The organism is Candidatus Tectomicrobia bacterium (genome assembly GCA_016192135.1).
Classification (GTDB): Bacteria; UBA8248; UBA8248; order UBA8248; family UBA8248; genus 2-12-FULL-69-37.
This window is the reverse complement of the sequence record JACPUR010000035.1, coordinates 43,607-68,626: the sequence shown is the minus strand read 5'-3', so window position 1 is coordinate 68,626 and position 25,020 is coordinate 43,607. Positions and strand designations below refer to the sequence as shown.

The window sequence follows — 25,020 nt, the reverse complement described above, 5'->3', positions numbered from 1 at the left end:
CTCACCCAGCTTGGGCGGTACGCCCACATGACCAAGACCCCCTTCCGCAAGGCGAGCTGCCGGGTGGAGTTCGACTACTTCCTCCGGGGCTCCGTCCTCAAGGGCACGGTGGACTCGGGCTGCACGGCCGTGCGCACCCACTTCAAGGTGGAGTCCGGCGAGCCCGAGGACCGGGTGCTGCGCCTCATCCGGCTCGCCAAGCAGGGCTGCTACGCCGAGAAGATGGTGCGGACCGCCGTGCCCTTGACCAGCACGGTCGAGCTGAACGGCAAGAGCATCTCCCTGGAGGGGATCACGGGGTAGAGGGGGACAGGGCGTCCGTCTCTGCCGGTGCGGCCGCAGGTTTTAAACCCGCTCCCTGACGTTCCATGCCTGCGTCCTCCCTCCCCCTCCGGGGAGGACCCAAGAACCGGTGGAGTAAAGTGTCACCCATGTGCCCGGTCTGATCTGTCATCCATGTACCCGGTTGCACAGCGGAGGAGATCCCTCGGAGAGAATTCCCTCCCCCCTCGGGCCCATGCGGGCCCGACCTCCCGGAGGGAGGGGGACAAACAGGGCAAGAGAGCGGGTTTCAAACACGCCCCTGCGGACGTGGCGTGTTTGAATCTGTAGGGGCGACCGGCCGGTCGCCCCTACAGAGCCTGCGGCCGCATCCGATTGCAGGGGCGGTTCGCGAACCGCCCCTACGGGCGGCGGATCGTTCGCCTCGCCCCCGAGGAGCACGACGATGCCCCCTCTCCCCCTGGGAGAGGGGAAAAGCAGCCACATCAATCGGGATTTCCACACCCGTAAGGAGCCCCTCATGCCCAAGACCATCGAATGCGTGGACTGGCCGAACCACCTGGACGTCTGGACGCCCTACTCCATGGCGGTCAAGGCCACGGGCGGAACCACCGTCTACTTCGCGGGGGTGACCGCCGCGCCCCCCTACCACCATCACCCCCACCGGCCCGAGGAGTTCGACACCCTCCCCCGGGACCTCCCCGCCCAGACCCGCATGGCCCTCGAGAACCTGAAGAGGAGCCTGGAGGCCGTGGGCGCCACCTTCCGGGACGTGGTCTTCCTCCAGACCTTCATGACCACCATGGAGGGCCACGCCGAGGCGGGGGCCGTGCGCAAGGAGTTCCTGGGCGAGCACCGCCCCGCCACCACCACCCTGCAGGTGGTGCGGCTGGCGACGGACCCCAGGTGCCTGATCGAGGTGAACGCGATCGCGGTGATCGGGTAGGGGAAACCCAGAATCGAGAGACATCAGACGTCATTCCGAGGGCCGCAGGCCCGGGGAATCCGCCTTTAGGTATTTGGAGGCAGGCTCCTCGCCTTGTTCGGGATGACTCCCGGGAAAAAGAACGGGGATTAGGCTCCTCGTCCGGCCATTCGTGTGTGCCGGCTCACACTTGGGCGGAAATTTTCCCGGAGTTCCGCGGTTTTGTGTGATGTGTGGGGTGAACAGCCTTCTCCCCTCATTCTGCCGCCTGTCTTGGGGCCGCAAGTCTCCTGGGAGCCGGGGCCATGGGTGCCACCCACCTGAAAACCCTAAAAACCTCTCCTCCGCACCTTCAGATCAGGACGCTGCCCGACAATGGGGAGAAGGACGCGGCTTCCCGGGCGCAAAAACCCGCGTCGAAAGGCCTCCGTCCCGGCAAGGATGAACTTCAACACGTCCTCCGCAGGGTCTTGATGCGGACATGCCCCTTCTTCTCGGACATGAATGAGGAGGAAGTGGCCGAGTTCCTGCGCTTTTGCGCGGTGAGGAGGCTCCGGCCGCTGCATGTCATTTTCTCGAAGGGGGAGGCGGCGAAGGAGTTCTACGTCGTCGTCGGCGGCTCCGTCGTGATCGAGCCCGGCGACGAGGAAACGCGCGAGGTGCGGGTGAGGCCTGGCGAGACTTTCGGCGAGATGGCGCTCCTCGAGAGCACCTCCCGCAGCGGGAACGCGTGGACGGAAACGGATACGACGCTGCTGGTCGTGCCTCAAGCCTTCTTCGAGGCGGGGACGATGGGCCTCCGGGAGAAGGTGCTGAAGACTCTCGCCAAGCAGCTCTCGCGCAATCTTCGGAGGACCGACTTTCTCGTCGAAATTTTCCAGGGAGCGAATCGTCTGGCCAGCCAGAAGAAATCTTAAGGCAAGGCCTCCCCATCCGCCGCGGCATTCGGCCACGGGGCGGCCGGCCCGGAGCCTGTAGGGGCGAGGCATGCCTCGCCCCTACGGAATACCTGTCCACCCGTAGGGGCGTTCAATTGAACGCCCCTACATTGCATGCACAGCCTGGGACCCGCGATGTCACCCTGAGCCCTTCGCGAAGGGTATCGGTTTCGTGGATAAGGTTGAAAGACAACACCGAGATTCTTCGCTTCGCTCGGAATGACGGCCAGGGCAATCGTCGGCCCCCCCCAAAAAAAAGCGGCCGGTCGGCCGGCCCCGCGGATGAACTCGCCGCAAAACAGCGGATTCCCCCTCAGTCCGTCACCTCGGGCTCTTTCTCCTCGTCCTCCTCGGGCAGGGGGATGAGGCCGCACTCCGCGCAGGCCATGAGGATGTTCTCCATCGGGACGCCCCGGCCCTGCTCCTGCCGGATCCAGTCCCGGAGGCGCTGGACCAAGGCGTCATGCTCGGTCTTGCTGATGGGGCGGCCTCTCGCCATGGCTTCCCTCCTCATTCCGCCGTGGTGGGGTCGATGACGGTCCTGATCTCCTCGATGCGGTTGGCGGGGAAGCCGCCCTGCTTCGCGTGCTCCCGGATGGCCGCCTCGCTCTCGGCGATGTAGACGCAGTAGATCTTGTCCCCCACCACGTAGCTGTGCTGCCACTGCACCCTGCCCTTCATCCCGGCGATGATTTCGTTGGACTTGCGGGCCACGGCCCGCATCTTCTCGGCGGGCCAGCCGCCCGCGCCCGGGATCTCGCGCTCGATGACGTACTTGGGCATTCGTTCCCTCCCCGGCCGGTGAAAAAGAGGACGCCCCGAAGGGCCTTCCATCATAGCCCCGGCCCCCGGGGATGCAAGTCCGGTTTTCCCCGGCCGAGCGCCTCCCCGAAAAATCCCCCGGAAGCATGAAGGTGCGCGAAATTGACGGAAATTGCGGTAACGGACTTTCCGCCTTCGGGACCTATCTTGCCCCGTGGGCGGGCGCCCGCCCCGGGGATCGGGGACGGGTTCGTCCGTAGGGGCGATGCTTGTCATCGCCCCTACGGAACAGAGGAGGGTGGCGAACACGAGGTTCGCCCCTACGGAGAGCCGCGAAATGGCACGGAAGGGAGGCCCCGTCGCGGATATTGAGGGATATTGAGGGAAAAAGCCCATCAAAAGGGGGGCGGCCGGGCCACGAGGAGGAGGAGAAACGGGCGAGGACCCTAATGACGGATAGTGAACCAGAAAGACCCATGATGCGCAGAGGGCGCGTCCGGCCAGGGCCGAGGATGGAGGTTGTAACGCTTAATAACGGGAATTAACGGGAAAAGCCCATGAAAAGCCTCCCGCTGGTCCGACCGCGCCGGCGGGGGAGGCGGCCTAGCCCTTGACGATGATGTTGACGAGCCTGCCGGGGACGACGATGTGCTTGACCACCTGCTTCCCCTGGAGGAAGGAGGCGGCGGCGGCGCTGGCCTTCTCCTTGAGCTCCTCCTCGGGGGCGTCCGGGAGGGCGGTGAAGGTGCGGCGGGTCTTGCCGTTCACCTGGACGGCGAACTCCTTCTCCTCGGCGGCGATGGCCCCCTCGTCCACCCGGGGCCAGCTCTCGCGGAAGATGCTCCCCTTCCCCGTCCCCGCGCCGAGCTCGGCCCAGAGCTCCTCGGCGGCGTGTGGAGCCATTGGGGCGAGGCAGAAGAGGAGGATCTCGGCCGCCTCGCGCTGGGCGGAGGCCTCGGCCCCCGCCTCGTTCCGCAGCGAGGTGGCGAGCTCCATGATGCGCGCCACGGCGGTGTTGAACGCGAAGGATCGCTCGTACACCTCGGTGACGTGCTTGAGGGCGGTGTGGGCGTCGCGGCGGAGCCTGCGCCCCGGGGGGGAGAGGACCGATCCGTTTCCCCCTGGGCGGAAGGGCTCGGCCCCGCGCCAGGCCTCGACGCGCTCCGAGGCGGTGGTCCACAGGCGCTGGAGGAAGCGGTGGACCCCGATGAGCCCGTCGTCGCGCCACTCCTTGTCGCGCTCCGGGGGACCGATGAAGAGAGTGTAGAGGCGGCCCGCGTCCGCGCCGAAGCGGCCGGTGCACTCCTCGATGGAGACGCCGTTCAGCTTGGACTTGCTCATCACGGCCATCTCGGCCACCACCCTCTGCCCCGCCTGGTAGGAGGAGCCGGGCGGGCCGGCGGCGGTCACGGTGAGAGAGCCCTCGTCCACGTGCTTGTAGGGCACCCACACCCTCCCCCGCGCCTCGGCCAGGCGGTAGGCGGTGCGGCAGACCATGCCCTGGGTGAAGAGGTTCTCGAAGGGCTCCTCGAAGGAGACGAGGCCCATGTCGTAGAGGACCTTGGTGAAAAAGCGCGAGTAGAGCAGGTGCATGACGGCGTGCTCGGCGCCCCCGATGTACTGGGAGACGGGGAGCCAGCGGTTGACGTTCCCGGAGTCGAAGACGGCGCGCTCGTCCCGCGGCGAGACGAAGCGGAGGTAGTACCAGGAGGAGTCCACGAAGGTGTCCATCGTGTCCGTCTCGCGGCGGGCGGGCTTTCCCGTGCGGGGCGAGACGGCGTTCACGAAGGCGGGGACCTTGGCGAGCGGGTTCCCGCCCCGGCCGGTGAACTCCACGTCGCGCGGGTGGACGACGGGGAGCTGCCCGTCCGGCACGGGGGTGACGGAGCCGTCCTCCTCATAGAGGACGGGGATGGGCACCCCCCAGTAGCGCTGGCGGGAGATGAGCCAGTCGCGGAGCCGCCAGTTCACCGTGCGGGCGCCGAAGCCCCGCTCGGCGAAGTAGTCGATCATCCGGGGGTAGGCCTCGCGGTTGGGCTGGCCGTCGAAGGGCCCCGAGTCCTGCATGACGCCGTCCTCGACGTAGGCCTCGGCCATCGTCTCCCCGCGCAGGCCCCCCTCGGGGTGCTGGATGACCACCTTGACCGGGAGGCCGTACTTGCGGGCGAAGAGGAAGTCCCGCTGGTCGTGGGCCGGCACCCCCATGACGATGCCCGTGCCGTAGTCCATGAGGGCGTAGTCGGCGATGAGCAAGGGCACGCGGTCCCCGTTCACCGGGTTGAGGATGAAGTGGCCGGTCTCGACCCCGGTCTTCTCCTTCTCCTCGCTCATGCGCTCGGCCTGGCTCTGGGCGCGCATCTCCTCCACGGCCCGGCGGATGGACGCCGCGCGGGGGTTCCCCTCCAGGAGCCGCTCGATGACGGGGTGCTCGGGGGCGCACACCATGAAGGTGACGCCGTAGACGGTGTCGGGCCGGGTGGTGAAGACGGAGAGGGTTTCGCCCGTGGCCTCGAGCCGGAAGTCGATGCGCGCGCCCTCGCTGCGGCCGAGCCAGTTGCGCTGCTGCTGCTTCACGTGCTCCGGCCAGCCCTGGAGGCCGTCCAGATCGTCGAGCAGGCGCTGGGCGTAGTCCGTGATCTTGAGGAACCACTGGCTCAGCCAGCGCTTCTCCACCTTGGCCCCGCTGCGCCAGGCGACGCCGTCGTGGATCTGCTCGTTGGCGAGGACGGTCTCGTCCACCGGGTCCCAGTTGACGAGGGCCTCCTTCTTGTAGGCCAGGCCGCGCTCGAGCATCCGGAGGAAGATCCACTGCGTCCAGCGGTAGTAGCCGGGGTGGGCGGTCGAGATCTCCCGCCGCCAGTCGTAGGCCAGGCCGGCCAGGCGGAGCTGGCGGCGCATGTTGTCGATGTTGCGCTGGGTCCACCCGGCCGGGTGGACTCCCGCTTGGATGGCCGCGTTCTCGGCCGGGAGGCCCAGCGCGTCCCAGCCCATCGGGTGGAGGACCTCGAAGCCCCGCATCCGGCGGTAGCGGCCGATGGCGTCCCCCATCGTGTAGTTGCAGGCGTGCCCCATGTGCAGGTCGCCCGAGGGGTAGGGGAACATCATGAGGCAGTAGTAGGTGGGCTTCGAGCCGGGGTCGTCCGGGGCCTGGAAGATGCCCTCGCGCTCCCAGCGCTCCTGCCACTTGGCCTCGTAGGAGGCGGGGTTGTATTCGCCGAGCATTCGGAGTCCTCAACAGGCGCCCCGTCCAGCCGCGCAGGCGCAAATCTTGGTCCGGGGCGGACCGGGCGTCAAGGCGGCGGGAGCAAGCAGCGGCTCCACCCGGCGAGCCGCCGTGTTTCGCCCTCTCCCCTTGGGAGAGGGTGGAGCATCCAGGCGGCTGGCCGCTTGGATGCTCCGGGTGAGGGGGCATTCAACGGCTCGGCCTTTCCCTCACCCCCGGCCCCGTGCTTGCGAAAGACCATGCGCTCGGTTGGCTTGACCCTCCCCCTCCGGGGGAGGGCCAGGGTGGGGGAAAAGGTTGGCGGCGCGATCACCCCTTCCCTCCCCCCACCCCCTCCCGGAGGGAGGGGGGAAACACGGCTGCCTCGCCCAGAGCGGAGGGGAGCCAGCTCCGCGAGGTGCGATGCCGCCGCGAGATGGGCGGCCGGGGGGCTAGACGCCGTGGGATTCGGCCTCGAACGAGGGCCCCTCGCCCGGGGGGGAGGCCTCGGCCATGAGCCGGGCGAGGAGCTCCGGGGGGATGCGCCCGGGCCGCCCCTGGGCGTCGGTGCGGGCATGGAGGGTGTAGCCCTCGGCGAGCACCCTCCCCTCCTGCTCCGCGCGGTAGTCGATCCGCACCCGCACCCCCTGGGGGGCGCGCACCCAGCCCGTCACCCGAACCAGGCCGTCGTAGCGGGCCCCCTCCCGGTAGCGGCAGGCGGCCTCCACCACCGGGAAGAAGACGCCCTGCCGCTCCAGCTCCCCATAGGGGAAGCCCAGCGCCCGGAAGTACTCCGTCCGCAGGTGCTCGAACCAGACGAAGTAGGCCGCGTGGTGCACCACCCCCATCTGGTCGGTTTCGGCGTAGCGGACGCGGAACTCGGCGGCGTGGGGCACGGCTTCCTTCCGGGGGCGGGCCTAGGAGCCGGCGAGGAAGTAGCGGGCGATGTTGAAGTACACGAGGACCGAGATGAGGTCCATGCTCGTGGTGATGAAGGGCCCGGTCATGAGCGCCGGGTCGAAGCGCAGGTACTGGAGCACCAGCGGGAGAATCGAGGAGAGGGCGGCCGAGGTCATGATGGAGATGCAGATGGCGATCCCCACGATGAATCCCAGCCGGCCGATGCCGGGGAATTGCCACTGGGCGATCAGGTAGAGGAGAAGGCCGAAGGAAACCCCCAGCATCACCCCCACCAGCACCTGGCGGCCCACCACCTGGAACCAATCCTTAGGGGTCACCTTTCCGGTGGCGAGCCCCCGCACCATGATGGCCACGCCCTGGGCGCCCACGTTCCCCGCCGTGCCGTTGATGACGGGGATGAAGGCGGCGAGGGCGATGACCCGGATCAGCTCGTGCTCGAAGCGGGAGATGAAGTAGGCCGCGATGAGGCTGCCCAGCCAGCTGATGACGAGCCAGGGCAGGCGCACCCAGGCGAGGCGGAGGGCCGGGAGGGAGGTGATCTCCTCCGTGTAGTGCGTGCCCGCCATCTTGAGGATGTCCTCGGTCGCCTCGTCCCTGAGGACATCCAGGACGTCGTCCACCGTCACGATGCCCACCAGGGTGCCCACGTCGTCCACCACCGGGATGGCGAGGATGTTGTAGCGCGAGATGAGCTGGGCGACGTGCTCCTGGTCGGCGTTCGCGCTCACCCGCCAGACGTTCGGCGTCATCACCTCGGAGAGGCGCTTCGAAGGGTCGGCGAGGAGGAGCTGGCGGAGGCTGATGACCCCGCGGAGATGCTTGTTGTCGTCCACGACGTATACGTAGAAGACGTACTCGGCCTTGCTCGCCTGGCGGACGGCGGCGATCGACTCATCGACCGTGTAGGATTCCGGGAGGGCCACGTAAGCGTCGGTCATGATGCTGCCCGCCGTGTCCGGCGGGTAAGCCATCACGCCCTCGATGACCGCGGTCTCGCGGGTGCCGAGGATGCGCATGACCTCGGCCGCCCGGTCCTCCGGGAGCATCTCGACGAGGTAGCGGGTGTCGTCGTTGTTCAGCTTGCCGAGGAGGGCCGCGACCTCCTCGTTCGAGCTGGCGTCGAGCAGCTCGCGGACGATGTGGGGGTCGCACTCGGTCAGGGTCTCGGCCCGGTGCTCGCTGTCCGGCACGAGCCGGAAGGCGGCCAGCCGCTCCTCGGGGGCCAGGTGGGAGAATATCTGGGCCACCTCGGCGGCGTGCATCTTCTCCAGGGCGTTCGAGAGGTGCGCGTGGGCATTGCGGCGCAGGAGGCGCCGGATCAGGTCCTCTATCCGGGACAGCCGCAGGTCGCGCTCGTGCGCCATCGGGTCTTCCTCCGCCGGATCCGGCGCTCCCCGGGGCGAGGGGGCGTGGCAGTCTAGGTGAACCCCGGCGAGGCTGTCAAACTTTTGATATTGGCCCGCATGCGGGCGAAATGAAAGCTTGCGCCGCGGGTCCGGCGGACTTAATATATGGATGTGGCTCATCCGTTTTCACGGATTCGCAGGAGATGCGCGCTATCGCCAAGCTCCACGGCAAGCTCACCGGCCTCAAGACCCATCAGACCCGGGCGCTCGAGCGCCTCTACCGGCGCCGGGTGCCGCCCCATCAGCTGATTCATCTCGAACTCGGACGGGAGATCGCTCTCCTCTCCCATGAGATATCCCGCCAGCTCGCGCTCCTGGTGGACCGGCAGGGCGGCGTGCGCCACGTCATCGTCGGGGAGGCCAAGGGGATCGAGATTCCCGAGCTCGGCCGCGCCCGCGCCGGCACGGCCCGCCTCAGGGGCCTGCGCTGCATCCACACCCACCTGGACGCCTCCTCCCTCTCCCAGGAAGACCTGACCGACATGGCCCTGCTGCGGCTGGACGTCATGGCGGCCATCGAGGTCGCCGATGAGGGCGCGGCGGGCCGGGTGCACGTGGCTCACCTGCTCCCCCGGCCCCTCCCCGAGGAGGGGGACGGCGGCGCGGACGTTCCCAACGGCGCCGGCCGGACCCCGCCCTGGGAGATCCGCACCTTCCCGAGCCTGGAGTGGCTCCGGCTGGACGTGGCCCACCTCGTGGACTCGCTGGAGGAGGAGTTCGCCCGCACCCAGGATTCCCCCGCCGCCCAGCGAAAGGGCGAGCGCGCGCTCCTCATTCACGTGGATACAGGCAGCAAGCGGAGCCGTCCGGCCCAGGCCGAGCTGGACGAGTTGGAGGTCCTGCTGGACGGCGCGGGGCTCATCCCCTGCGGACGGGTGGTCCAGCGGCGCAAGGAGGTGGACCCGCGCTTCGTCATCGGCCGGGGGCGGCTGGCCGACATCCTCATGCGCTCCATGCAGGTCGGGGCCGAGGCGCTGGTGTTCTCCCAAGAGCTTCACCCGGCCCAGGTGCGCAGCCTCGCCGAATTCACCGACCTCAAGATCCTCGACCGTACCCAGATCATCCTCGACATCTTCGCCCAGCGGGCCACGAGCCGTACCGGCAAGCTCCAGGTCGAGCTGGCCCAGCTCCGTTACATGCTCCCCCGCCTCTCGGCCCAGCACACGGCCATGAGCCGGCTCACCGGCGGCATCGGGGGCCGGGGCCCGGGCGAGACGAAGCTCGAGATCCACCGCCGCCGCGCCTTCGAGCGCATCCGCCGGCTGGAGCGGGAATTGGAGAACCTCCAGCGGAAACGCTCCCAGGGCCGGACCCTGCGCCAGCGCCGGGCGGTGCCCGTCCTCTCGCTGGTGGGCTACACCAACGCGGGCAAATCCACGCTCCTCAACGCCCTGACGGAGAGCCAGGTGCTCGTGGCCGACCAGCTCTTCGCCACCCTGGACACCTCCAGCCGGCGCCTCCGCCTCCCGCGGGACCAGGAGGTGATCATCACCGACACGGTCGGCTTCATCCACGATCTGCCCAAGGAGCTCGTCGGGGCCTTCCGCTCCACCCTGGACGAGCTGAACGACGCGGACCTGCTGCTCCACGTCGTGGACGCCTCCTCTCCTAACTGCGAGGAGAACCTGGAGGCGGTCGAGCGGCTGCTGGGGGAGCTTGGCCTGGAGCGCACGCCCACGCTGAGAGTCTTCAACAAGATGGATCGGGCCGACCCGGTGCTCCTCGGGAACTTCTGCCGCCGCTACGGCGGGATCGCCGTCAGCGGCCTGGACGCCCGGAGCCTCATCCCCCTGATCGAGGAGGCTGGCGAGCAGCTCTGGGAGCAGCGCGAGCCCGAAGCCCCCGCCCTCGAGGGCACCGCCATCTAGTCCTCCGGCCCCGTCTTCCCCTCCCTCCGCCCGAGGGATGCGCCATGCGGAACCTTGAAACGCCGAACCGGCCGGGCGGCGCCGCGCCCGCCGCCTTCTCAATCGCGCTCGCCCTCGCGCTGAGCGGATGCGCCTCTTCCGGGGAGAAATCCGCCGCCTCGTCCGTCTGGGACCGCACCGTGCAGGGCGTCTCGAGCGCCTACGACGCCACCAAGACCGCCGTGACCTCCACCATCCACCGGATCGCCAAGGACCAGCGCGAGGGCTGGGAGGAGATGGAGAAGCAGAAGGAGGCCCCGCCCGCCAAGCCGGCGGCCCCGGCCGTCCGCGCTCCCGAGCCGCGCCCGCCGGACCGTCTTCCCTCGGCTCGCCCCACCTACCGGGAGGAAGATATCGGCCGCTCCCCCCAGCCGGCCCGCACTTCCGAGAGCCGGCGGATCGCGCTCCTGCCTCGCATCCCCCAGGCGCCGGAGCAGATCCGGGCCCGGATGGCGGAGATCGACCGGATTCTCGGCCAGGATACAGATCCCGCCGCCCGCCAGCGCCTCGCCGCCGAGCGTGAGGGCCTCTCCCGCGCCCTCCAAGCCTCGCTGGAGGAGGAATCGCTGATCCGGGAGATGGAGCGGCTGCGGGCCCGCCTGCGGCGGCTGCAGGAGCGCCTGAACGAGGTCCAGCGCGCCCGGCAGTGAGCGCTAGCGCGGCCCGAGGATCACGAGGCACTCCCCAGACGGATCGAGGAAATCGCGGGCCGCGCTGCGCGCGGAGGCCAAGTCCACGGATTCGAACTCGCGCTGGACGCGCTCCATGCCCTCCGCCCCCATCCCGTAGAGCGCGCCGTAGGCCAGCTCGGAGGCGCGCATCCCCGCCCGCTGGCGGCCCCGCAGGAGCTCGCCCACCAGGAAGGCCTTGGCCCGCTCCAGCTCCTCGCGGCCGAGGCCCTTCTCGCGGACCCGGGCCACCTCGGCCCGCATGATGCGCACGGCCTCCGCCTCCGCGCCGGGCGCGGTGGCGGCGAAGAGCATGAACGGCCCCCGGTCCATCGCCTCCTCGCAGGAGACGTTCGACTCGTAGGCCAAGCCCCGCCGCTCGCGCAGCTCCCAAAACAGCCCGCCGCTCTGGCTCCCGAGCGCCGCCGCCACCGCCGAGAGCGCGAAGCGCCGGCGGGACCCCAGGCTCGCGCCCAGGAAGGCCATCTGGATGTGGGCTTGGGAGGCCCCGTCCACCCGGATGCGCCGCAGGCGTGGCCGCGGAGGCGGCTGGGGCGGCGCGGGAGGCAGGAAGGGCCGCCAGGCCGGCATCCGTCTCCAGCCCTTTTTCAGGCGGCGGGCCAGCGACCGGGCGAGGCCGCCGGGGTCCACATCCCCCGCCGCAGCCAGCACGATGTTCTCCGGCAGCGCCCAGTGGCTCCATTCCCTTCGGAGGCGCGGCCCCAAGGCCCGGGCGAGGGAGAGCCGGCTCCCCAGCGGGTGGCGGCCGAAAGGGTGGGCCCCGTACAGGAGCCCCAAGGCGTGCTGGCGGGACCGCTGGGAGAGGTCGTCAAGGTCGCCGCGCCGGGCCGCGTCGGCCTCGCGCCGCGCGAGGGCCGCGTCCTTCTCCTCGAAGGCGGGCTCGCAGAGGATCTGGCAGAAGAGGTCGGAGATCTCTTCAACGAGGCTCGATAACCCCGAGGCGAAGAGTCCGAAGCTGTTCCGGCCCCCGTTCCCGCCGATGGAGGCCCCCAGGTTATCCGCCCGCCGCGCCATCTCCTCCGACGACAGGCTCCGGGTGGCCATGGGCGCGACGTCGGCCATGAGGGAATGCCACCCCGCCCGCTCCGCCCCTTCGAGCCGCTGCCCCCCCAGGAAGGCCGCGCGCAGCGCGAAGACGCGCGCCTCCCCCCCCGGCAGGACGAGGAGCCGCGCCCCCCGGTGGAGGGTGAACTCGAGCGGGGCGCGGCTTCCGCCCGGGCGGAGGGCGCGGCGCGGAACGGGCGGCGGGACGGGCTGCTCCAGCGGGAGCTTGAGCGGCAGGGCCTTGCGGCCGAGGGAGGGGAGCTCCTTCTCTTCCTTTTGCGAAATGGAGGCCAGCCCCCGGCGGATCGCGGCCTGGAAGGGCCGGGGCTCTCCACTCCCGTTCAGCCGCTCGGGGAAGAAGACCCCGGCGGTGAGGCCCTCGGGCGTGAGCCACCGCCCGGCGGCGGAGAGAATCTCCTCCCGCGACACGCCCAGCAGGCGGCCGAGGTAGCGCTCGGCGAAGCGGGCGTCGCCCGCCATCAGCTGGAAATAGCCCGCGAGGCGGGCGCGCCCGGAGGTGCTCTCGCGGCGGAACTCTAGGTCGGTCCAGAAAAGAGTGCGGACGCGCTCCAGCTCCTCGTCGGTGGGGGGATGGGCGCCGAGCAGATCGGCTGTCGTCCGGAGAATCTCCTCCGCCGCCGGCGCCGCGCCGCGCGGCTCCGCCACCCCGCCCAGGAACAGCAGGCCCGGGCCCGGCGAAAGAAAGATGTCGCTCGAGACGTCGTGCATGATGCGCCCCTCGACGCAGAGGCGCTTGTAGAGGCGGGAGCTGTCCCCCGAGCCCAGGAGCATGGCGAGGATCTCCAGCGCAGGGGCGTCCGGATGGGTGAAGGCGGGGACGCCGAAGGCCAGCTCCAGGTAGGCCAGGCTGGCCATGCCCCGCAGGGAGAAGGCGCGCACCCCCCGCCGCAGGGGAGGCGGGATGGAGCGGAACCCGTTCCCCCGGAAAGACGCCGGAACGGCTCCCCACATCCCGTCCAGCTCGGCCAGGCGGCGCTGGATGAGGCGGAGGGCCGGCTTTTCCGGGATGGGCCCGGCCAGGACGAAGACGGTGCGGGCGGGGTGGTAGCAGAGGCGGTGGTAGCGCCGCAGGGCGGCCCGGTCCAGGCGGCTCACCGAGCGGCGGGTGCCCAGGATGGGGCGGCCGAAGGGATGGTCGCCGCCGTAGGCCTGCCGGTAGAGCTCCTGCTGGAGGCGCTGCTCGGGCTGGTCCTCCGAGCGCCGGATCTCCTCGAGGATCACGCCGCGCTCGCGGACGACCTCGGCCTGATCGAACCGGGGCCACCACAACGACTCGATCAGCGCGTCCAGGCAGTCCTCGGTTCCGGCCGGCCGGCAGGAGAGGTGGTAGTAGGTGGCCTCGTTCAGGGTGTAGGCGTTGATGTCGCCGCCCGCCGCCTCGGTGCGCGCGGCCAGCTCGCCCAGGGCCAGGCGGCGCGAACCCTTGAAGATCATGTGCTCAAGGAAATGAGCGAGGCCCCCCCGCCCCGGCGCCTCGGTCAGGCTCCCCGCGGGGAGCCACGCCTGCACGGCCACGGCGGGGGCCTCCGGGTCGGGCAGCAGGAGGACGAGCGGCCCTCCCCTCAGCCGGATGAGGCGGAGGCGGGAGAAGAGACTCTCGATCTTGTGCCCGGCCAGCGGGGCGGTGTGCGTTCTATGCGTCACAGGAGGGAAAGCTCATGCGGGAACCTGGTTATCCGCGGCTGCGAAGCCCGGGCCGGAAGCCTTGACTTCGCACCCTCCGAGGGTATCATTTCTCTGCGTCCCAGTCACCGGGATTGGCGGCAGGGCCTCTCCTGGACCTGCCTAAAAGCCCTATTTTCAGGAGCTTTGCGTGGATCACATCAAGCGGCACATCTTCGTCTGCATCAACCAGCGGCCCCCGAACCACCCGAAGGGATGCTGCCAGTCCAAGGGGAGCATCGACATCGCCCAGGCCCTCACCGAGGCCATCGAGAGCAACGGCCTGGGGGAACATACGGCCCTGGCGGGGGCGACCTGCCTGGGCCCCTGCACGCTAGGGCCCACCATTGTCGTCTATCCCGAGGGGGTCTGGTACCAGGGCGTAAAGCCAGCCGACGTGCCGGAGATCGTGGAGGAGCACCTCAAGGGCGGCCGGCCCGTCGAGCGGCTTCGCCTTCGCCTGCCGGGGGCCTAACCTCCTCCGCCGGCCCCCTCGGGCCGCGCTCCCAGCCTTCCCGGCAGCAGCCAGATGAGCGGCAGGACGCAGGTGAACAGGATCATCATGAACCAGGCGGCGTCGTTGTAGGCCCCCATGGCGGCCTGGCGGTTCACCATGTTGTCCATGATGGCATAGGCCTTCGCCTGGGCCGTCGCCGGGTCTATCCGCTGGCTCGTCAGGACGTTCACGACCTTCTCGTGGTAGTCCAGGAACGGCGCGTTGAACTCGTTCAGGTACCCCACCAGCCCCGTCCGGTGGACCGCGCTCCGGCGGTCCACCAGGGTGGCGATCAGCGCGAAGCCGATGTTCCCCCCGACACGCCGGAACAGGTTGAAGACCGCGGAGGCGGCCGTCGCCTCCGCGGCCCGCACACAGCCCAGCGTGACGGTGGCCAGCGTCACGAACATGCACGGCATCCCGAGCCCCATGAAGATGAGCGGCATCACCAGGCTCCAGAAGTCGGCGTCCAGGGACAAATGGGAAATCAGGTAAAAGGCGTACAGGATGGAAGCGGTGCCGAAGGTGAGGAGCAGGCGCAGGTCCAGCACGTTGAACAGCCTTCCGACGATAGGCAGAATGATGAACAGGGCGATCCCCCGCGGCAGGAGCACCATTCCCGCGTCGTAGGCGGTGTAATGGAGAAGGTGCTGCAGGAACTGCGGGAGCACGAAGGTCGAGCCGAACAGAGCGACCCCGAAGACCAGGATGATGACCGAGCCCACGGTCAGCGGGACGTTCCGCATGATCCGGATGTCCACGATGGGCTCCGGGACGCGCAGCTCCCAGACGACCAGCACCGCCACCGCCACCACGGTCGCGGCGGACCACCACACGATGAGGTTCGACTCGAACCAGTTCTCTTCCTGGCCGCGCTCCAGCACCACCTGAAGGCCGATCAGCCCGATGGCCAGGAAGGCGATCCCACCCCAGTCCACCCGCTTGATGCCCCGCTTGAGGTAGGGGGGATCGTGCACGAACAGGTGGACGAGCACCATCCCGCCCAGGCTGAAGGGCACGTTGATGTAGAAGACCCACGGCCACCCGTACGTATCCGTGAGCCAGCCGCCAAGCACCGGCCCGATCGCGGGGGCGACGACCACGCCCATGCCGAAGACGGCCATGGCCATGCCCTGGTACCGGGGCGGGTACGTCTCCCGCATGATGGCCTGGGCGATGGGGATGAGAGGCCCGCCGCCCACCCCCTGGATCGCGCGGTAGACGATCATCTCCGTGAAGGAGCTGGAGATGCCCGCCAGGATGGAGCCCAAGGTGAACAGAACGTAGGAGGCGAGGAAGAAGCGCTTCCGGCCGAGCAGGGTGCTCCACCAGCCCGACATCGTGATCATGATGATCTGGGCGATGCTGTAGCTCGTCGCCACCCAGGTGATGGAGGAGAGATCGGCGCCGAAGGCCCCGCGCATGTGGGGGAGGGAGACGTTCACCACGCTCACGTCCATGACCGAGATGAACGCCCCGCTGATGACGGCGAGCGTGATCAAGGCGCGGGCGGCGGCGCTAGTTTCCGGGACCTCGTCCGCCGCCGGCTGGACGGGCCTCTCCTGCGCGCTCACTGCCTGCCGGGGGTGGTCTTCTGGACCCTGCTGGGATAGGCGAGCAGGCGGGTCCCGCTCTGGTCGCGGACGTCCACCGACACCTGGGCCGACATGCCCACGAGGAGCGGGAACTGGGGTGAGGGGGGGTCGGCGAGCACGATCTTGACCGGGATCCGCTTCGTCACCTTCACCCAGTTGCCGGTGGCGTTCTCGGCCGGGAGGAGGGAGAAGTAATCGCCCGAGCCCGAGAAGATGCTCTCCACCCGCCCGCGGTACCGCCGGTTGGGATAGGCGTCGGCCCGGACGACGGCGATCTGGCCGACCCGGATGTTCTCGAGCTGGACTTCTTTGAAGTTGGCCTGGACGTACACCCGGTGCAGGGGGACGATCAGCATCAGGGGGCGCCCGGCCTCGACGTTGGTGCCCACCTCGACGGCCTTCTTGTTGACGTAGCCGGCCTCGGGCGCCCGTATCTCGGTGTAGGAGAGGCGCAGCCTCGCCTCGCGCAGCTTGGCCTCGGCCTGCTTCAGCTGGGCCTCGATGGATTCCGCATCGGCCGTCTTGCCCTGGATCGAGATCTCTTCTTTCTGCACGAGGGTGATGGAGGCCTGAAGCTCGTTCTCCTGCTGCTTCAGGGCGGCCACCTTCTGCTCCTGGACGTGCTGGGCGTCGATCGAGGCGCGGTGCTGGGCGTCGGCCACGCGGAAGGAGGCCAACGCCAGCTCCAGGACGTCGTCCGAAATCACCTTCTCGCGGTGGAGCTTCTGCCTCCGGGCCAGTTCGTCCCGCATCCGGGCGAGGCTCGCGGCGGCGGCGAGGGACTCGTTCACCCGCTGCTTGAGGAAGGACTCCTCCGACCGCAGGGTCTGGACCACCCGCGCGAGCCGCGCCCGGGCCTCGGTGACCAGGGGGGCCAGGCGCCCGGAGGAGTAAGCGGCGCTGAACCGGCTCGATTCGTAGCGGGCCCGCGCCATGGCCACCTCGGCCTCGGCGCTCTCCAGCGCGACTTGATAGAGGGCGGGGTCCAGGCGGACGATCAAGTCCCCCTTGTTGACCGCCTGGTTGTCCTCGACCAGCACCTCCTGGATCATGCCGGAGACGCGGGCGCTCACCGGGACGACGGTGACGTGGACGTAGGCGTTGTCGGTGGCTTCGTAGGTCTGGAGGTGGCGCCACCACAGGTAGCCGCCCGCGGCCGCCCCCAGGACGAGAGCCACCGCCAGCGCCGAGGCCAGCCGGGAGGAGCGGAGGCGGCCCCAGGGCCCCGAATTCCACCTTCCTCCGGCGGGGAGGCTATCCTTGCCCGTCTCCGGGCCAAAAGAAATGTCCGGCCGATCCGACATTCCACCACCCAGGGTGCCGCCGCCCCATGAAAAGGGCGCGGCCGCCCGAAGCCGCCCTCGCGGGCGGGCCTAGAATCCCAGCCCGACGATGAGGCGGTTCCACATGTTGATGACGGCGATCACGCCCAGCAACTCCACCACCGCCGCCTCCGAATAATGCGCCCTGACGGCCTCGAAGGAGGCGTCCGGGATCTTCACGTCCTTCGTGCTCTCCTCGCACAGCCGCAGCGCCGCTTTCTCCTTCTCGTCGAAGGCGGCGCTCGCGGAGCCCTCCTTCGCACCCTCGATCTTGGCGGCGGGCACCTTGTGCATGCGCGCCATGTTCGAGTGCATCTGAGTGCAGAAGTGGCAGCCGTTCAGGACAGATGCCCGCACGTTGAGCACCTCCTTGAAGCCGGGATCGATCTCGCCCGGCCCGTCCGCCACCGCGGTGAGGCTCAGCACGGCGCGCAGGAGCTCCGGCCTGTGCGCCAGGGCCTTCACCGGGTCGATCACCGCCCCGAACTGCTTCTGCAGGCCCTCCATGACCCGCTTGGCCGCCCCCTCCGCCCCGGCCGGCTGGATCAACGAAACCCTCGCCAATGGAATCTCCTTTTCGTTCCGGGACCGCCCGGCCCCGCCGGCGCGGTTCGGATGGCAAGATGTTCGGCGGACAGGATTATAGGGCGCATTCCCTCCACTATGCCAGCCGATCCAGGCTCCATTCCGAGTCGCAAAATGGGACGGCGGAAATTTCTGATAAGATGAACTTTCCTGACGGGGATGTCGCTCCGGCCGCAGGGCGCTGGGGAAGGAGGGAAGAATGGACAAGCGGATGCCGCTCCCGGAGGCGGCCGCCCTGGTGAGGGACGGCCAGACCATCAGCCCCGGCGGGAGCCTCCTCCACCGCACCCCGGCCGCCCTCCTGCGGGAGCTGGCCCGCCAGGGGCGGAAGGGGCTCAAGCTCATCAAGCCCTCCCCGGGCTACGACGCGGATCTTCTCTGCGCGGCGGGGGCCCTGGAGCGGGTGTACAGCGGCATCGTCACCTTCGAGGCCGACTTCGGCCTGGCCCCCAGCTACCGCCGCGCCATCGAGGGGGGGCTCACCGGCCTCACCGAGCACGCCTGACCCAGCATCCTGGCGGGGCTGCGGGCCGCGGCCTACGGGGTTCCCTTCCAGCCCATCCGGGGCTTCCGGGGGAGCGACATCCCCGAGCGCAGCGGTCTCCTCCCCATCGAGGATCCCTACACCGGCGAAACCCTCCTCGCCGTCCCGGCCCTCCGGCCCGACTGGGCGCTCATCCATGTCCAGAAGGCCGACGCCGAGGGCAACGCCTGGATCCTGGGCAACCGCCACTTCGACGTGGAGATGACGCGCGCGGCCTCGCGCGGGGTCATTCTCACCGCCGAGGAGATCGTGCCCGGGGAGGAGATCGCCAAAGACGCCGCGCTCGCGGTGATCCCGGGCTTCCTCGTCCGGGCCGTGGTGGAGTCCCCCGGCGGCGCCGCCCCCTGCAGCTGCCACCCCGCCTATGGGGTGGACGAAGAGGGGATGCGCCGCTACATGGAGCTGTCCGCCTCGCCCGAGGGCCTCCTCCGCTACCTGCGGGAGACCGATCACGGGATGCGGTCGCGGTGAGCCTCCGCCTTTCTTCCCCCCCCGAGGTCCTCCGCCGCGCCGGGGACCAGATGGCCGTCTGCCTCGCCCGCGAGATCCGCGACGGCGAGCGCGTCTTCCACGGCGTGAACTCGCCCTTGCCCATGGTGGCCGTCTTCCTCGCCCGCCGGCTCCACGCCCCGCGCCTGGTCCTGATCGAGGTGGCCGGATCGGTGAACCCCCGGCCCCGCTTCATGCCGCGCAGCACGAACGACCCGGAGCTCTGCCACGGGGCGGCCGCCCTCTTCTCGAACGCCGACGCCTACGACCTCTTCGCCCGGGGGGGGGTGGACCTGGTCTTCCTCGGCGGGGCCCAGATCGACAAGGGGGGCCGCGTGAACATGAGCTACATCGGGAGCCCCGCCTCGCCCAAGGTGCGCCTCCCCGGCGGGGGCGGGGGCGCCGTGATCATGAACCAGGCGGGGCGGACGGTCGTCTGGCGGGCGGCCCACGACGCCCGGCTCTTCGTGCCCCGGGTGGACTTCGCCACCCAGGCCGGGAACCTCGCCAAGGTCGTCACCCCGCTGGCCGTGCTGGCCCCGGGGCCCTCGGGGCTCGAGCTGGAGAGCGTCCACCCGGGCTGTTCGGCGGAAGAGGCGGCGGCGCGGACGGGCTTCCCGCTCGACCTCTCGCGTCCCGTGCCCCTCACCCCGCCGCCCACGGCGGAGGAACGGGCCGCCCTGGAGGAGGTGGACCCGGCGGGGGTGCGCTTCTCGGAGTTCCGGCATTAGCCCCCCGCGCCGGCTCCCCGCGCTTGACCGCCCGGCGCGCCCGCCGCATCTTATGGGCTCGACTCCACCGCCCACCCGAGGAATTCCCCATGACCGACGCGCGCCTGGAGCGGCTGGCCGCCTTCTCCACCTGCCAAGTGGCGGATGCCTTCGACAAGCTGAAGATCCGGGGGCACATGCCCGACATCATCATGCTCTCCCCTGACACCAACGCCCGCATGGTGGGGCCCGCCCACACGGTGCTGATGGTCCCGGCCGGGGTTCCCGTGGACAGGCTAACGGTCCATCACGTGGACGCCGCGCCGCAGGGGGCGGTCGTCGTCATCTCCTGCCCCTCGGGCGTCACGACGGCCAACTGGGGCGGGCTCATGAGCACCCGGGCGCGCGCCATGGGCCTGGCGGGCACCGTGGTGGACGGCCGCGCCCGGGACATCGAGGAGCACCGGGCGATGGGCTATCCGGTCTTCGCGCGCGGGGTTTCGGTCCACGGCAGCGGAGGCTACACCGCGCCCTCCCTCGTGGGCGCCCCCATCAACTGCGGCGGGGTGACCGTCCGGCAGGGCGACATCATCCTCGGGGACATCAACGGCGTCGTGACCGTCCCCCGGGAGCGCCTCGACGAGGTGCTGGCCAAGACCGGGGAACTCGCCGCGCTCGAGGAGAAGATGACGCGGGAGCTCGAGGGCGGCGCCGGCATCGGAGCCACTTTCGCCAAGTACCGGTAGCGAATCTTCCTTCCATCCCCTCGAAAAACCGCCGGGCCGGCCGCGGGGCTTGCATCCGTATTCCCTTCCACCCCGGAAATTTGGTAACTTGCCCCCGTTGGCTTCGCCCGAATCGAGCGTGCGGCCGGGCACCGCCCAGGCGCCTTTCCGCGCGGGGCGGCCCCGAAATCCCCGGAGGAACGTGTGGCGTCCAGCCCTTCTCCAGACGATCAAGCCCGGGATCGGCTCCGGGTCAGCGAGGGAGGGGAAGGCGACCCAGGGAAGAAGCGGGTGCGCCTGCGGCCGGTGGCCCTCCCGAACCTCCCGTGGGGCACCCCCGCCCCCGTCGATCTCTACATGCTGCAGGAGAAGGAGCTCTCCCTCCTCTTCCGGAGCCAGCAGGCCCTCGCGCCCGAGTCCTACGACGACATCTGCAAGCAGGCGGACCGCCTCTACTACGACCGGGACGCCCAGGTGAACTGGCAGTTCCTCGTGGACTCGAATCTCTCCAACATCCTCCAGACCCCCCTGGCCACCGAGGCCAAGGCGGCCGTGGCCTACGGCTCCGCCGCCCGGAAGACGCAGGAGATCTTCCAGGAGTTCAACGAGGCGGGCTACTCCAACGCCCAGGACACGGTCCTCGCCCTCAACAAGCTCATGGACGAGCCCGACGCGCTGGAGAGCTTCTTCCAGCTCACCATCCACGACTACTACACCTACACCCACTCCGTGCACGTCTACATCTACTCGATGCTCCTCACCCGCACCGTCATCGGATCCGACAATATCCCCTTCCTTCAGGATCTCGGCGTGGGCTACCTGCTCCACGACATCGGCAAGAAGGACATCAGCACCGACATCCTCAACAAGAAGGGCAAGCTCGACGACAACGAGTGGACCATCATCAAAAAGCACCCCCTCATCGGCTACGAGCTGCTCGTCAAAATCTCAGGCAAGATATCCGACGAGGTCGCCCAGATCGTCCTCCAGCACCACGAGAAATGCGACGGCACCGGGTATCCCAAGAACCTCACGGACAGCGAGATCGGCCGCTACGGGAAGATCTGCGCCATCGCCGATGTCTACGACGCCCTGACGACGCGGCGCTCCTACAAGGACGCGCTCTCGAAGATGGCGGCCTTCACCATCATGCAGGACAGCAAGGGGCACTTCGACCAGCAGATGCTCGCGCGCTTCATCCGGCTGGCGGTGCCCTTCGCCGAATAGCAGTCCCGAGGAACTCCCTCCGCCCGCAGGGAGCCGGGAACCAATGGACGATCTTCGGCCACGCCCCGCCGGGCGGGAGCGGCGTGCTGTGCTCGCGCTCCTGTCCATCCTCCTCCTCTCCTTTCTCGGCGGCTGCGCCACCCGGCACGAGGTCACGCCCAGCCGCCTGCCCCAGGACGAGCTCGCCGGCCTCGCCTCCTGGTACGGCGACCCCTACCACGGCCGGCGGACGGCCAGCGGCGAGGTCTACGACATGGACGCCATGACCGCCGCCCACCGGACCCTGCCCTTCAACGCCCACGTCCGCGTCCAGCGCACCGACACGGGCCGCCAGGTCCGGGTCCGCATCAACGACCGGGGGCCCTACGTGGACGGGCGCGTCATCGACCTCTCGCGGGGGGCGGCCCGGGCGCTCGGCATGGAGCGGCTGGGGCTCGCCCCCGTCCGGCTGACCGTCCTCGAGGTGCCCGAGGACCCGAGGGCGAACTGGGCCATCGTGGTCGGGGGGCTGACCCCGGAGCAGGCGAACCGCCTCGCGGACCGCCTGAAAGGCGATCCGCGCCGGCCGCCCCGGGTGGTCGCGGGCTGGAACGGGGACGCGCGCTACGCCCAGGTGTGGATGCGGGGCTACCCGAGGGAGGAGGACGCCCGCCTGGTCGCCAACCGGCTGCGCGAGGAGGGCTACCCCGCCTTCATCGTGCGGACGAGGATGTAGCTGCGGAAGGTGCTGGACTGAAAAAGGTCAAGACGACAACGCAGGAATACATCGGATGTCATTCCGAGCGGAGCGAGGAATCTTCGAGAATGGCAAGATGCGAAGATGCTTCGCGGAGCCTATCCTGAGCGCAAGCGCAGGGCTCAGCATGACACCAGGACCATGACTTTTCCCCTCACTCCCGCTTGCCGCCCCCCAGCGCCCGGCGCACCGCCTCGGGATCGGTGAGGGGCTCCCGGCAGGTGAAGTTCTCGCAGAGGTACACGGTGGCGGCGCCGTTCGGGGCCGTCTTGCCCCGCAGGAGGGGGACGGCCGCCTCGGCCTCCGCCCCGTCCCTCGCCGGGAGGAAGGCCAGCACCTTGTTGGGGACGAACTGGGCGTCCACGGCGCGCAGGGCCTCGCGCGTGTCCGGGGCGGCGGGGTCGCCCACGACGGCGATCTCGACGGGCGTGTCGAGCCGGAAGTCCAGCGCCACGAGCATCATGTGGAAGGCGGCCGGGGCCTTCTCCAGGTACTCCCCAAAAGCCCGGATCGCCCCCTCCCCCGCCTCGGCGAAGCGCTCCTCCCCCGTCAGCTTGCCGAGCCGCAGGAGGCCCAGGGCCGCCATCGAGTTCCCGCTCGGGATGGCGCCGTCCTGGGCGGATTTCTTGCGGACGATGAGCGCCTCGTGGTCCTTCGACGTGAAGAAGAAGGCCCCGTCCGCGCCGCGGTAGCGCTCGATCATCTCCCCGGCCAGCTTCACCGCCTCGCGGACCCAGCGCGGCTCGAACGACGCCTCGTAGAGGTCCAGGAGGCCCGCGAGCAGGAAGGCGTAGTCGTCCAGGTAGGCGTTCAGGCGGCTCTCCCCGCCCCGGTGGGTGCGCAGGAGGCCGCTCTCCCCGCGCATCTTTCCCAGCACGAAATCGGCCGCCCGCCGCGCCGCCTCGACGTAGTCCCGCCGCTCCAGGACGCGCCCGGCGAGCGCCATGGCGCCGATCATGAGGCCGTTCCAGCTCGCGAGGATCTTGTCGTCCAGGCCCGGCTTGACGCGCTTCTCCCGCGCCTCGAACAGCGCGCGGCGGGCGCGCTGGAGGATGCCGAGGAGCTTCTCGGACTCGATCTTCTCCTCCTCGGCGAAGGCGGCCACGTGGCGAGGGACGTGGAGGGCGCTCTTGCCGTGCTCGAAGTTGCCCTCCTCCGTCACGCCGTAGAAGCGGCTGACGACCCGACCCTCCTCCGGGCCGAGCACCGCCTCGATCTCCTTGGGCGTCCAGGCGAAGAACTTGCCCTCCTCCCCCTCGCTGTCGGCGTCCTGGGCGGAGTAGAAGCCGCCCCCGGGGGAGGTCATCTCCCGCAGCACGTAGTCGAGCACGTCCGCCGCGATGGAACTGTAGAAGGAGCTCCCCGTGGCCTGGTGGGCCTCGATATAGACCCGGGCGAGCAGCGCGTTGTCGTAGAGCATCTTCTCGAAGTGGGGGATGAGCCAGCGCTCGTCCACGCTGTAGCGGTGGAAGCCCCCGCCGAGCTGATCGTACATCCCGCCGAGCGCCATGCGCTGGAGGGTGAACTCGGTCATGTCGAGGAGGTGCTTGTCCCCCGTCCGGCGCCACTCCCGGAGCAGGAGCATGAGGGCCATCGAGGGCGGGAACTTGGGAGCCCCGCCGAAGCCCCCCCACCGGGGGTCGAAGCGCTGGGAGAGCTCCCGCGCCGCGTTCGAGAGGGCCTCGCGGGAGAGGCCGTCCCTGGAGGCGGCGGCGAGATCCATCTGGCCGATGGCCTCGGTGAGCTTGGAGGCGCTCTCGTCGAGGTCCCCCCGGTGGGACTTGTAGACCTCGGCCAGCCGCAGGAGCAGCCGCTTGAAGCCCGGGCGCCCCCAGCGGTCGTCCGGCGGGAAGTAGGTGCCCCCGAAGAAGGGCCGCAGGTCCGGCAACAGGAAGACGCTCATCGGCCAGCCGCCCTGGCCCGTCATGAGCTGGACCGCCTCCATGTAGATGGCGTCGACGTCGGGCCGCTCCTCGCGGTCCACCTTGATGCTCACGAAGTGGCCGTTGAGGATCTGGGCGATCTCCTCGTTCTCGAAGCTCTCGCGCTCCATCACGTGGCACCAGTGGCAGGCCGAGTAGCCCACCGAGAGGAAGATGGGCTTGTCCTCCTCCCGGGCGCGCTTCAGGGCCTCCTCCCCCCAGGGGTGCCAGTCCACGGGGTTGTGACGGTGCTGGAGGAGGTAGGGGCTCGTCTCCCCCGCGAGGCGGTTGGTGCGGGCCGAGGCCATGGGGAACCTTTTCGAAGAGGCGGGGAAGGGGCGGCGGACGGGGCTTCCGCCCGGGACGAAACCATTGTTCCGGATGCGGGAGGGAGCGTCAAGGAAGGGTCTTCGCCGCAGGTCCGATTTCGGAAGGTGGCCTACGAACCGAACAGCCCCAGCTGGGCCGGGGGCTCCTCGGCCTCGACCCGGCCGTTCCCCCGGATGTGGAGGAGGCCCCCGCCGAAGCGCTCCATCCAGGCCGCGCCCACGAGCCCCAGGCGGTGGCACTTTTTTGGGTCCTCCTCGGCGCAGAGGATGGCGGTGGGCTCCTTCTCGGCCTGGGCCTTCAGGCGCTCCAGCCCCCCGGCGAACTCGGGCGACCCCCGCTGGCGCTCCCAGTCCACCTTGCCCCCCAGGGCCTCCCCCTCCCAGCGGTAGGCGATGCCGCGCCGGGCCAGGGCCGACTGCATGGCCTCCCGGCCGTGCTGGGGGTGGCGCCGGCTGTAGGGGACGCGCCTCACGTCCACCACGCAGGCGACGCCCTGCCCGTCCAGGAGGTCGGCGAGCCGCTCCGCCGGGTGGTTGCTGTGGCCGATGGTCCAGAGGCGGATCATGCCGCGCATCCCCGA

22 protein-coding genes and 1 pseudogene are annotated in these 25,020 nt (G+C 69.7%); 12 read left to right on the top strand and 11 right to left on the bottom strand.

The genetic code is table 11. The features are described from left to right. The first annotated feature begins 27 nt into the window (after positions 1–27). The 3 genes from HYZ11_14070 to HYZ11_14060 all read left to right on the top strand — a co-directional run bounded on the left by HYZ11_14070 (position 28) and on the right by HYZ11_14060 (position 2,124). The gene (locus HYZ11_14070) at positions 28–303 is read left to right on the top strand and encodes a hypothetical protein (protein ID MBI3128726.1); all 276 of its coding nucleotides are present in this window, start codon (positions 28–30) and stop codon (positions 301–303) included. Positions 304–727: 424 nt separating this feature from the next. After that, a complete protein-coding gene (locus tag HYZ11_14065) occupies positions 728–1,228 on the top strand; it encodes a RidA family protein (GenBank protein MBI3128725.1) in 501 nt (166 codons plus the stop codon). A 494-nt stretch (positions 1,229–1,722) separates the two neighbouring features. Next, positions 1,723–2,124 (top strand): cyclic nucleotide-binding domain-containing protein, encoded by a 402-nt coding sequence (locus tag HYZ11_14060; protein MBI3128724.1) that lies wholly within the window; start codon positions 1,723–1,725, stop codon positions 2,122–2,124. Positions 2,125–2,458: 334 nt separating this feature from the next. On the opposite strand, the gene HYZ11_14055 is transcribed toward HYZ11_14060, so the two are convergent. From HYZ11_14055 to mgtE, 5 genes are all read right to left on the bottom strand, one after another. Continuing rightward, positions 2,459–2,644, bottom strand: coding sequence for a hypothetical protein (locus HYZ11_14055; protein MBI3128723.1), 186 nt, complete (start codon positions 2,642–2,644; stop codon positions 2,459–2,461). Positions 2,645–2,655: 11 nt separating this feature from the next. Further along, positions 2,656–2,928, bottom strand: coding sequence for a DUF4242 domain-containing protein (locus tag HYZ11_14050; protein MBI3128722.1), 273 nt, complete (start codon positions 2,926–2,928; stop codon positions 2,656–2,658). A gap of 582 nt (positions 2,929–3,510) precedes the next feature. Continuing rightward, on the bottom strand, positions 3,511–6,129 hold the full coding sequence (locus tag HYZ11_14045) for a leucine--tRNA ligase (GenBank protein MBI3128721.1): 2,619 nt from the start codon (positions 6,127–6,129) through the stop codon (positions 3,511–3,513). Between the two features lie 432 nt (positions 6,130–6,561). Continuing rightward, positions 6,562–6,957: an acyl-CoA thioesterase gene (locus HYZ11_14040; GenBank protein ID MBI3128720.1), complete on the bottom strand. Its 396-nt coding sequence runs from the start codon at positions 6,955–6,957 to the stop codon at positions 6,562–6,564. A 69-nt stretch (positions 6,958–7,026) separates the two neighbouring features. Continuing rightward, positions 7,027–8,394: a magnesium transporter gene (mgtE, locus tag HYZ11_14035; GenBank protein MBI3128719.1), complete on the bottom strand. Its 1,368-nt coding sequence runs from the start codon at positions 8,392–8,394 to the stop codon at positions 7,027–7,029. A gap of 185 nt (positions 8,395–8,579) precedes the next feature. Between mgtE and hflX the strand changes: the two genes are divergently transcribed. Both hflX and HYZ11_14025 read left to right on the top strand, forming a co-directional pair. Beyond that, complete coding sequence (hflX, locus tag HYZ11_14030; GenBank protein MBI3128718.1) at positions 8,580–10,304, top strand: GTPase HflX; 1,725 nt, start codon at positions 8,580–8,582, stop codon at positions 10,302–10,304. Between the two features lie 44 nt (positions 10,305–10,348). Next, positions 10,349–10,993, top strand: coding sequence for a hypothetical protein (locus tag HYZ11_14025; GenBank protein MBI3128717.1), 645 nt, complete (start codon positions 10,349–10,351; stop codon positions 10,991–10,993). Positions 10,994–10,996: 3 nt separating this feature from the next. On the opposite strand, the gene HYZ11_14020 is transcribed toward HYZ11_14025, so the two are convergent. Further along, positions 10,997–13,741, bottom strand: a complete 2,745-nt coding sequence (locus HYZ11_14020; protein ID MBI3128716.1) for an insulinase family protein — start codon at positions 13,739–13,741, stop codon at positions 10,997–10,999. A 178-nt stretch (positions 13,742–13,919) separates the two neighbouring features. Here HYZ11_14020 and HYZ11_14015 point away from each other — a divergent pair, with 178 nt between their 5' ends. Then, entirely contained in the window at positions 13,920–14,234 is a 315-nt protein-coding gene (locus HYZ11_14015) for a (2Fe-2S) ferredoxin domain-containing protein (GenBank protein MBI3128715.1), read from the top strand. Here the strand turns inward: HYZ11_14015 and HYZ11_14010 are convergent. From HYZ11_14010 to HYZ11_14000, 3 genes are all read right to left on the bottom strand, one after another. After that, the gene (locus tag HYZ11_14010; protein ID MBI3128714.1) at positions 14,231–15,829 is read right to left on the bottom strand and encodes a DHA2 family efflux MFS transporter permease subunit; all 1,599 of its coding nucleotides are present in this window, start codon (positions 15,827–15,829) and stop codon (positions 14,231–14,233) included. The two genes, HYZ11_14015 and HYZ11_14010, sit on opposite strands and share 4 nt — an antisense overlap. Next, on the bottom strand, positions 15,826–17,154 hold the full coding sequence (locus HYZ11_14005) for an HlyD family secretion protein (GenBank protein MBI3128713.1): 1,329 nt from the start codon (positions 17,152–17,154) through the stop codon (positions 15,826–15,828). The genes HYZ11_14010 and HYZ11_14005 overlap by 4 nt, the downstream gene beginning before the upstream one ends. Positions 17,155–17,223: 69 nt before the next feature. Next, entirely contained in the window at positions 17,224–17,736 is a 513-nt protein-coding gene (locus HYZ11_14000) for a carboxymuconolactone decarboxylase family protein (protein ID MBI3128712.1), read from the bottom strand. Between the two features lie 220 nt (positions 17,737–17,956). Between HYZ11_14000 and HYZ11_13995 the strand changes: the two genes are divergently transcribed. The 6 genes and pseudogenes from HYZ11_13995 to HYZ11_13970 all read left to right on the top strand — a co-directional run bounded on the left by HYZ11_13995 (position 17,957) and on the right by HYZ11_13970 (position 21,915). Then, positions 17,957–18,262: a hypothetical protein gene (locus HYZ11_13995; GenBank protein MBI3128711.1), complete on the top strand. Its 306-nt coding sequence runs from the start codon at positions 17,957–17,959 to the stop codon at positions 18,260–18,262. Positions 18,263–18,268: 6 nt separating this feature from the next. Then, positions 18,269–18,772, top strand: coding sequence for a hypothetical protein (locus HYZ11_13990; GenBank protein ID MBI3128710.1), 504 nt, complete (start codon positions 18,269–18,271; stop codon positions 18,770–18,772). Positions 18,773–18,822: 50 nt separating this feature from the next. Continuing rightward, positions 18,823–19,521: a 3-oxoadipate--succinyl-CoA transferase gene (locus HYZ11_13985; GenBank protein MBI3128709.1), complete on the top strand. Its 699-nt coding sequence runs from the start codon at positions 18,823–18,825 to the stop codon at positions 19,519–19,521. Between the two features lie 89 nt (positions 19,522–19,610). Further along, positions 19,611–20,246: an RraA family protein gene (locus HYZ11_13980; protein MBI3128708.1), complete on the top strand. Its 636-nt coding sequence runs from the start codon at positions 19,611–19,613 to the stop codon at positions 20,244–20,246. A 270-nt stretch (positions 20,247–20,516) separates the two neighbouring features. Beyond that, entirely contained in the window at positions 20,517–21,452 is a 936-nt protein-coding gene (locus HYZ11_13975; protein MBI3128707.1) for an HD domain-containing protein, read from the top strand. A 43-nt stretch (positions 21,453–21,495) separates the two neighbouring features. Next, positions 21,496–21,915, top strand: a pseudogene (locus HYZ11_13970) (septal ring lytic transglycosylase RlpA family protein). A 427-nt stretch (positions 21,916–22,342) separates the two neighbouring features. Here HYZ11_13970 and HYZ11_13965 read toward each other — a convergent pair. Then, positions 22,343–24,418 carry a thioredoxin domain-containing protein gene (locus tag HYZ11_13965; GenBank protein MBI3128706.1) on the bottom strand — a complete coding sequence of 692 codons (2,076 nt, stop codon included), beginning with the start codon at positions 24,416–24,418 and terminating at the stop codon, positions 22,343–22,345. A gap of 131 nt (positions 24,419–24,549) precedes the next feature. Next, the gene (locus HYZ11_13960; GenBank protein ID MBI3128705.1) at positions 24,550–25,005 is read right to left on the bottom strand and encodes a DUF488 domain-containing protein; all 456 of its coding nucleotides are present in this window, start codon (positions 25,003–25,005) and stop codon (positions 24,550–24,552) included. Between the last annotated feature and the right edge of the window lie 15 nt (positions 25,006–25,020).